At 65.1% G+C, this 6,973-nt stretch carries 5 protein-coding genes; 1 reads left to right on the top strand and 4 read right to left on the bottom strand.

The annotated features are described in order from the left end of the window. Nucleotides 1–4: 4 nt before the first annotated feature. Entirely contained in the window at nt 5–1,489 is a 1,485-nt protein-coding gene (locus tag Q0O95_RS04485) for a glycosyltransferase family 2 protein (protein WP_293695772.1), read from the bottom strand. A 56-nt stretch (nt 1,490–1,545) separates the two neighbouring features. Here Q0O95_RS04485 and Q0O95_RS04490 point away from each other — a divergent pair, with 56 nt between their 5' ends. Then, nucleotides 1,546–4,290, top strand: coding sequence for a glycosyltransferase (locus tag Q0O95_RS04490; RefSeq protein WP_293695774.1), 2,745 nt, complete (start codon nt 1,546–1,548; stop codon nt 4,288–4,290). Nucleotides 4,291–4,431: 141 nt separating this feature from the next. Here the strand turns inward: Q0O95_RS04490 and Q0O95_RS04495 are convergent, their stop codons facing one another. From Q0O95_RS04495 to Q0O95_RS04505, 3 genes are all read right to left on the bottom strand, one after another. Beyond that, complete coding sequence (locus Q0O95_RS04495) at nt 4,432–5,298, bottom strand: DUF559 domain-containing protein (protein ID WP_293695776.1); 867 nt, start codon at nt 5,296–5,298, stop codon at nt 4,432–4,434. A 261-nt stretch (nt 5,299–5,559) separates the two neighbouring features. Further along, a complete protein-coding gene (locus Q0O95_RS04500; RefSeq protein WP_293695778.1) occupies nt 5,560–6,615 on the bottom strand; it encodes a glycosyltransferase in 1,056 nt (351 codons plus the stop codon). Next, a partial coding sequence (locus tag Q0O95_RS04505) for a sugar phosphate nucleotidyltransferase (protein ID WP_293695780.1) occupies nt 6,612–6,973 on the bottom strand: 362 nt, incomplete at its 5' end. The genes Q0O95_RS04500 and Q0O95_RS04505, both read right to left, overlap by 4 nt.

A 6,973-nucleotide genomic window follows, 5' to 3' on the forward strand; every position in this document is an offset into this window, starting at 1 on the left:
GTGGTCAGCGGCCGAGCCGCCGACGTGCGGCACGAACGACGACGCCGCTCGCATTGCGCACATGGCGTGGACGGACCCGCCGGGCCATGGACAGCATCTGCCCGGGCGTCGGAGCCCCGCGGTCCTCGTCGGCTTTCGATACGCGAGCCAGCACGCCGCGCACGCGTCGCGCGACGTACATGACGCCGAACGGCTCCGGCTTGCGCGCGGCCTCTCGTATCGCGTTCGCATCGGCGCTGTTCGCCAGCAGTATCTGCCGGTCGCGCCACTCGAACGCAGACTTCGGCAGGCCGACTCGCACGAGCGCCCGCGCTTTTCGCTGCAACGAGACGATCTGCTCGTCGGAACGGCCGGGGTCATCCACGATGGCCTTCAGGTACGAAGCCCGCACGAGCCAGGCCGCGACGCGTCCCGTCTTCCCGTCGATCGCGATCGCAGCGCGCACGATGCCCGCCGCGTCGACGCGATCGAGAGCATCCGCCATCGTCCGTCCCTGTGCGCCGACGACGATGCGCGCAGCCTCCCAGTCGCCGCGGCCCACGAGGTTGTAGAACAGCCGGTGGTGCACGGGCAGCGAACGGACGGCGTCGCGGGATGCGCGGGTCACCAGTTCGAGCATGAGTTCCCGAACCCTGTCGAACTCGACGTCGTCCTGCAGCGCGACCTCGCGACCGTGCGCCCACACGTCGAACTCGAGGATGCCCGCGAAGTAGCGGTCGCTCAGCTGCTTGTCGCCGAGCGATGTGACCGCGTCGCAGCAGGCGAGCTCCTGCGTGAAGTGGTCACGGAGCGCATCGGAACGCAGCTTGTTGCTCGTCATCGACGTCGACCCGACTCGACGTCGATAGACGTACACGGGTTCGGGAATCACATCGAAAGGGATCAAGCAGTACGCCCTGGTCATCGCCTGGATGTCATTGGAGCGACGAGAGTCCGCGAATTCGAGGCCGAGCCGCTGCCACGTCGACCTGCGAATGATGCGGTTCCAGCAGACTCGATCGCGCAGGAACAGCGGCTCGTCGACCAGCGTCAGCCCCGCCCTCGCTTCGCGATACAGCGGCAGGTTCGAGCTGCGCTGCACGAGACGCTGCGGTTCGCTCGTGACGTGATTGCCGATGACCATGTCGTTGCCAGAGGCGTCCGCCTGCTGCAGCAGATACTCGTAGGCGCGCTGCGGCACGAGATCGTCGCCGTCGGAGAAGGCGAGAAACTCCCCGTTCGCCTGACCGATGGCGAAGTTGCGGGCCTGCGCGCCGCCTTTTCCGGGGTTCTGCAGCGGCCGCACCCTGGCATCCCGTGCGGCGACGTCCTCGACCACTCGCTTCGTTTCGTCGGTGGACCCGTCATCCACCACCAGCACCTCCAGCGACTGCTCGCTGGCACCGAGGATCGACTCGAGAGTCAGACCGATCCAGTCCTCGACGTTGAACGCCGGGATGATCACACTGAGCCTCGGTTCCAAGGCGCGCCCCACGCTTGGGCCGGTCATATGTGGCTCCCTTAGGATTGAGTGTCACAATTTTCTGGAGTGTAACGAAGGGTGCTATGCCTGCCGACAAACCAGCGGTCTCCATCATAGTTCCGATCTATAACGTCGAGGACTGGCTAGCCGCTTGCTGCAACTCCCTGCTGTCGCAGACGTGGACGGACTGGGAAGCCATCCTCCTCGTCGACGGATCTCCCGACGACTCCATCAGCATCGCCCGTCGCTTCGAGGATCAGGATGCCCGCTTCAGGGTCAAGGAGATCGAGAATCGCGGGCTGGGCGGCGCCCGCAACGCGGCACTCGAGATCGCCCGCGGCGATTACGTCTTCTTCCTCGACAGCGACGACGAGCTGACCCCGAAGGCGCTGGAGATGCTCATGGCTGCGTCCCTTCGCACGGGAGCCGACATCGCGGCGGGGTACGGGGAAGACCTCTTCGACGGCGGTATCCGCAAGCGCTACTGGACCTATAACGCTGCGCAGTTCCTGCGCCGCCCCGGCACCTACACGATCGATCAGATGCCCAGCCTGACCGACGACCACACGGCCTGGGGCAAGATCATCCGGCGCGACCTGATCGAGCGCGAGGGTCTGAGCTTCCCGGAGGGCGTGCACTGCGAAGACATCGTCTTCTCACTGCAGAGCCAGCTCGCGGCGAACCGCGTCGCCATCGTCACCGACTCCGTCTACCTCCACAGGCGGCACGGGGCAGCGATCAGCGCCGATTATCTGCGCGAGAAGACGCTCGGCGACTGGATCTCGGAGGCTGCGAAAACCCTCGACGTCATCGAGCCCGTGGATGCTGCGGTGCGCGATCACTATGTGCTCAACCACACGCTCAAGCAGTGGCTGACGAGAGCGACGAAATTCACCCGGATCACGAATCCCGATCTCCTCGCCGGGGTCGAGAACCTCGCCATCAGAATGCTCGAAGTCGCCGATGACGACGCCGTCGCGGACCTCGATGCGTACTCGCTCGCCGTGCTGCGGGCATTCGCGGCGCGCATCCCCAGCACCCGGTGGCAGGGGCTGCCTGCCGATCCGCTCGAGCGCCTCGGCCGCGACGACATCGACGACGAGGACTTCGTCGCTGCCGTCCTCGAGGCGTGCCAAGCCCTCGACACGGAAGACCCCGCAGAGGGCCGCATCGCCGGGGTGCTTGCGCTGAGCAAGCTCGTCGTCCCGCTCGCGAGCGGCTACCCGCTCCCCCGAGCCCGCGAGGTGCTGCAGTCGGTTCGGAATCTGATCGGCGGCATCCCTGCCTCGGCTCTGGGCGCTGTGACGACCCCCGCGGTGCAGGAACCCGGCCTGCGGTTGCCGGACAGCATCCGCATTGCGTGGCAGACGCTCGCGACCGCGCCGACTGCGGCCGGGAAGATCACCGGGGTGCACGCGAGCGCGACAACGGTAACGGTCTCCGGCTCCCTCGAACACCGCGCTCACTCGTGCTTCAAGGACGACTTCGCGCTGGTGTTCGTCAGCGAATCGGGGCTGGTCACGAAAGTTCCCGTCGCAACGATGCGGGATGGCGACTCGCTCCTCTGGCAGTGCGCGGTTCCGTCGTCCGTACTGGATAGCGGGCCTCACCGCCTGCTGCTGCGACAGTCGCGTCGATACGCACCGTCTGCCGTCGATCTGCGTCTCGAGTTGGTCGAAGGAGCGCTGCACGGAGGAGCGACGGACGAGAACGGGGCGGGAACCGTGCTCTCCTTCCACGCGCCCGCAGGTCTCGCAGATCAGCGAGCGCCGCACGGTGGCCGACTCTTCACCTTTCCGAACTGGTACTCGAACCCGTACTTGACCATGCTGCACACGGAAGTGATCGGCGGCGGCAGCGAGCTCCCGGGCACCGTCGACCCCGGTCGATTGATGGCGGAACTGCGGAATCGACGCGCATCCGGCGCCGTGCACATCCACTGGACGGGCCCTCTGATCGAGAAACGCAGATCGCAGCGCGAAGCCGAAGAATTCGTCGACGAGTTCATTACCGCGCTCGAGGAGGCAAGGGCTCGCGGAAGGGCTGTTCTCTGGACCGTGCACAACGCCCTCCCGCACGACTCGAGGTACCCCGACACCGCGGTGCGACTCCACAGCGAGATCGCGCGGGTCGCCGACATCATCCACGTGCTCTCGCACGCAACCGTCGATGCCGTCGACGGCGTGTACGAACTGCCTGCCGACAAAGTGCGAGTGCTCGAACACTCGAGCTACCAGGGCATGTACGGCGATCGTGTGCCGATGTCGGATGCCCGCCGCGAAATCGGAGCCGGCGGCGGTCGCACGGCGCTGTTCTTCGGCCAGCTGCGGCCGTACAAGGGGCTCGACCAGCTCTTCGACGCCGCGATTGCGCTGCAGCAGGAGAACCCCGTCGAGCTCCTCCTGGCCGGGAAGCCCGCGCCGGAGCTCGCCGAGGAGCTCGACCGCATCAGGGCTAGCGGCGTCTCCGTCACGAACGCGCTGCGCTTCATCGAGGATTCCGAGGTGGCGGCGTGGTTCTCGGCTGCCGACGTTGCCGTGCTCCCGTACCGCAAGGTACTCAACTCCGGTTCGATGATGCTCGCTGCGACATTCGCGTTGCCCGTGATCCTGCCGGATGAGCCTGCGCTCATGGCCGATTACGGCGACCAGCCGTGGATCCGGTTCTTCGACACGACCCGCTCGGCAGCATCCATTGGGGAGCTGCTCGCCGACGGATGGTTCGAGGACGCGGATGTGCGCCGTGCTGCTCTCGAGTTCGCTCGCCGCAGGTCGCCGGTCGCGATGAGCCGCGGCTACGTGCGCATGCTGCGCGAGGCGACCACGTAGCGCTCGACTCGCCGCACCCCATCCCATCCGGTCCCGTCAACTTCTCGGTCGCTGGGCGACGACACGCCGCCAGAACGCCTTCCCGTCGCCAGGCGACCGAGAAGTTGGCAATAGCGGAGGGGATGAGTCCAGCAGGAGTGCTCAACGACGGGGAAAGAGATGGTCTCCACGCTGCACGATTCTGCAAATGTCATCCAGCACAGCATCCAGATCGCTCATGACTTGCCAATAGGTGACCCGAACGACGATGTAGCCGGCAGCGATAAGTCGACGATCACGGGCACGATCCGCTTCGAACGACTCCGAGGAGCTGTGAAACTGCTCACCGTCGACCTCCACGACAAGCCTGTCCCCGATAAGCGAGTCAACTCGGTCTCGATCAATCCGGACTTGCTGGCGGAACCTGACTCTCCTCCTTCGCAACCCCAACTGCAGCAACGACTCTGCTCCCGACTCCGACTGCTCACTCGATACGGCAAGCGCACGAGCGGCCCGGGAACTCCCCGAACCGAACAACTCCTCGAGGCGCCGTCTCGGTAGCCTCTGCAAGTGCAGTACCGACTCGAACAGCACCACGAGCCATTCGAACGGCTGGCAGAACGTGGCGCTGATCAACGCATCTTCGATTGCGTCAAGAGCAAATCGACATGGGCGTGCATCCCTGTCGACATTCGCGCAAATGTGCACATTCGGCTGCAACGGCAGCGTGCGCTGTTCCCTGTACTCGGTTCTTCTAGCGTGTACGACGTCGTGCAGCTTGTCGAACCAAACCGGGCTCCACACACCCGCAAAAGAGAGTGCCGAGACGCAGGTGACGGTGGCCCCCGAGCGTACGGCTGCGGTCACCCCCGCATGCGCACCCGGTTGCGCGTACCATCCGTATCGAATCCGCTCGAGCTCCCCGCTCGTGAGAGCAGCGCGAATATCATTCTGCGTGTAACCGCAGTCGACCAGATGAGAGCGGCGCACCACGCCGCCACTCTCGACAGGAAAAGCGCTTGAATTCACGCAGCCATCGTGGCCGACTCTAGCGACCGAAAGTCATCGCGAACTTCTGGCTTGTGAACAAACCCACCGTTGTTCAAGTTGTGAGGCGGAGGTTCTGTCGTTGGCTGTGAGGAAACGGAAGTGCCAGCAACTTGCGCGTTCCCTTCCGCCCCGTCAACTTCTCGGTCGCTGGGCGACGACACGCCGCCAGAACGCCTTCCCGTCGCCAGGCGACCGAGAAGTTGGCATTAGCGGAGGGGATGGGGCGGGCTGCGTCGCGGCTCAGGCTTCGAGTTCGCGCAGCAGCGCGAGGAAGCGATCGGAGATGATCTCCGGGCGCACCGTGTCAGCGAACGCGAGGGCAGCACGACCCTTTGCCTCCCAGTCGATCGAGGTGTCGTTCAGCACGCGCCGGATGCCCCCGACCTGATCGTTCCTGTCGTACGTGACGACCCACTCCTCGTCGCCGAATTCTGCGAGCACGCTGGGTTCGTCCGGCAGAATCGCGGGCACACCGAATGTCGCCGACAGCAACGCCGACCCGGAGTTCAGAATTCGCCGATACGGCAGCACCGTGACGTCCGCGGCATCGAACCACAGTGGCACCTCGTCACTGTTGACGTAGCCGCGGTGCACGACGGCTTCGAGTTGGTCGCCGATGGCAGCGTCGATGGCTCGCCAATCCCGTGCCGTCCCTCTGCCGGCGAGCATGAGCGTCAGTGATCTCGACGCCGATTCGGCAGCGGCAATGAGATCGAGGGCACCCTTGTACGGCTTCATGTGCCCCAGCATCAACGCCGCGAACCTGTCGGGCGATGCTCCGAGCAGTTCGCGCGCCGTCTCCTGCGAACGAGGTTCGTCCTGCGGTTTGTACACGCCCGCATAGCTGGGATGCGGGATGATCCGGATGCGGTCGGGCGGCAGTCGATAGTCGGTGACGAGACGTTCGGTTGCGCGGTTCATGACGTGGATGATGTCGGCGCGAGCAGCGAGTTCAGCTCCGAGCCTGGCGTCCTGCTTCACGTTCCTCGCGTCGTGCGCGAGAGCGTTGTGGAGCGTCCAGATCAGTTTCGCGCCTCTCGCTCTGGCATTGTCGATCGCGGCCAGCAGGCGGCGGATGCCGTTTTCGGCTCCCCACGGCGTTCGTGCGCTCTGCGTCACCTGCGCCGTCCAGTTCATGTGGATGACGTCGCCAGACTCGAGCTCGTCTGCCGCGGCGACGAAGTCGGGCAGCGCGATTACGCTGCGCACTCGGAATCCCGCATTCCTAGCGGATGCGAGCAGAATCGCCAGGAACGGATTGTCGTCGTATGCGGGGAAGACGAGAACGGACTTCACAGGCCCGCTGACCCCCGCAGTCGCTCCATCGCGCGGTTCTCGAGCAGCTGGTGGAGGTAGTCTCCGTAGCCGCTCTTCAGCAGGGAATCGCCCAGATGCTCAAGCTGAGCATCGTCGATCCAGCCGGCTCGCCATGCGATCTCTTCGATGCAACCGATCTTGTACCCCTGCCGCGCCTCGATGACGCGCACGTACTCGCTCGCTTGCATCATCGAGTCGAATGTGCCGGTGTCGAGCCAGGCGACCCCTCGATCGAGCACCTTCACGTTGAGCTTGCCCTGCTGCAGGTAGTGCGCGTTGACGCTCGAGATTTCGAGTTCTCCTCGTGCAGAGGGCGCAATGCTCTTCGCAACTTCGA

It is taken from the genome of uncultured Agrococcus sp. (assembly GCF_945915485.1).
Taxonomy (GTDB): Bacteria; Actinomycetota; Actinomycetes; order Actinomycetales; family Microbacteriaceae; genus Agrococcus.

Bases quoted from the DNA above. Each gene is read 5' to 3' on its own strand.
- Q0O95_RS04485 (WP_293695772.1), bottom strand. From the start codon at position 1,489: ATGACCGGCCCAAGCGTGGGGCGCGCCTTGGAACCGAGGCTCAGTGTG.
- Q0O95_RS04490 (WP_293695774.1), top strand. From the start codon at position 1,546: ATGCCTGCCGACAAACCAGCGGTCTCCATCATAGTTCCGATCTATAAC.